Raw genomic sequence first — 508 nt, forward strand, 5'->3', positions numbered from 1 at the left:
TGTCAGCAGGCGCCCCATGAACGCGCCCAGCTGGCCACCCTGGCCGTGGAGTTTGGTCTTCTGGCGTCGCAGGGATCCGATTTTCATCAGGCCTGCGCGTGGATCGAACTTGGCCGTAAGCTCTGGCTTCCTGCCGGCGTGGAAGGCGTCTGGCACAGTTGGGAAGCGGCCGCCGAATAAAAATTGAGAGGGAAGTATGAGCCAGTTTTTTTATATCCATCCGGATAACCCGCAGGCGCGGTTGATTAACCAGGCGGTGGAGATTGTGCGTAAGCGCGGGGTGATCGTTTATCCTACCGACTCCGGCTACGCGCTGGGCTGCAAAATTGAAGACAAGGGGGCGATGGAGCGGATCTGCCCCGTCCGTCAGCTGCCGGACGGCCACAACTTTACCCTGATGTGCCGCGATCTGTCCGAGCTGTCAACCTACGCTTTTGTGGATAATGTGGCATTTCGCCTGATGAAAAACAACACGCCGGGCAACTATACCTTTATCCTTAAGGGGACC

2 protein-coding genes are annotated in these 508 nt (G+C 57.5%); both read left to right on the forward strand.

Features of this window, described 5'->3' with window-relative positions; translation table 11 throughout:
- Positions 1-180, forward strand: a 180-nt coding sequence (locus ABD353_RS40285; protein ID WP_425555373.1) for a hypothetical protein, incomplete at its 5' end; no start/stop codon positions are given.
- Positions 181-196: 16 nt separating this feature from the next.
- A partial coding sequence (locus tag ABD353_RS40290) for an L-threonylcarbamoyladenylate synthase (RefSeq protein WP_344628653.1) occupies positions 197-508 on the forward strand: 312 nt, incomplete at its 3' end.

The sequence above is a fragment of the Kitasatospora arboriphila genome (genome assembly GCF_039528095.1).
In the GTDB taxonomy this organism is placed as follows: Bacteria; Actinomycetota; Actinomycetes; order Streptomycetales; family Streptomycetaceae; genus Kitasatospora; species Kitasatospora arboriphila.